Genomic DNA, 886 nt, shown 5'->3' on the forward strand with positions numbered 1-886 from the left:
CCCTACTTCGAGCTTCATGGCTTTGGCCAGGTTTCATCTTTGAGTGAGCCGCTCGTTCAACACTAAACCAAAGACAGGGCAAATAAATTAATATTGGATAGGATGATAAGAAAATACCAATCAAAATAAAAATCCTGCACCAGAGTCCATATCAAAAGTGCCAGAATAGTAGCCATTTGCAGTAAATGCACTCTTAATAGGAGTATGAATGGAAAATCTAGAAAAGCGATAGCCACAGATACATCTTTTACAATGTACCCCAGCGGTTTTTTATTAAGAAGAAATCCCTTATCCATTAAGGATTTGTTTAATTTGGTTTTCATAAAAAGCAAACAAACGAAAGTTTGTATATTGCGCCCTTGAGTGCCCTTGAGTGCCCTTGAGTGCCCTTGAGTGCCCTTGAGTGCCCTTGAGTGCCCTTGAGTGCGACTCGAGAAGTCGTCTGTGTGATTGTAAGGGTAGTCGAACAGCGGAATGCACTCACTGATTCCCTAACGGGACTATTAGAGTACCTATGATTTCGTTCATAGTAGCCTAGTTCGATATGCGTCACCGGTAACGGTGTCGTGGAAAGCTCGAACAACAATGTACTGAAGTTTACTGATGTAAACGTCGTGGATTTGCTGACAAGTAAAGCACGAATCCGGAAGCTTCATCCGGCATAAGGCTAGGCTAATGGATAAGGTTAATGTAAGTGAACTGCTGATAAACATCGAAAGCAATAATGCTATAAATAGATATTACTATTTAATATTGAAGTTACTATTCCGAATCAGTATGCTGAGGCCAATGCTCCAAATTTTTGAGAGAAGAAATGTCAAGAGAGGCATTCTCACCAACCAGGGCTTGTGTTATTTTTATCCTTTTTTATTTGAAGTCTTCCTTG

At 40.2% G+C, this 886-nt stretch carries 1 protein-coding gene; it reads right to left on the minus strand.

The window, feature by feature from the left end:
• Positions 1 to 62: 62 nt before the first annotated feature.
• Positions 63 to 323 (minus strand): hypothetical protein, encoded by a 261-nt coding sequence (locus tag BN58_RS31350; RefSeq protein ID WP_019218384.1) that lies wholly within the window; start codon positions 321 to 323, stop codon positions 63 to 65.
• Between the last annotated feature and the right edge of the window lie 563 nt (positions 324 to 886).

Origin of the sequence: Legionella tunisiensis (genome assembly GCF_000308315.1) — a bacterium.
Taxonomy (GTDB): Bacteria; Pseudomonadota; Gammaproteobacteria; order Legionellales; family Legionellaceae; genus Tatlockia; species Tatlockia tunisiensis.

Excerpts from the sequence above, each read along its gene's own strand:
- BN58_RS31350 (WP_019218384.1), bottom strand. The coding sequence starts at position 323 with ATGAAAACCAAATTAAACAAATCCTTAATGGATAAGGGATTTCTTCTT.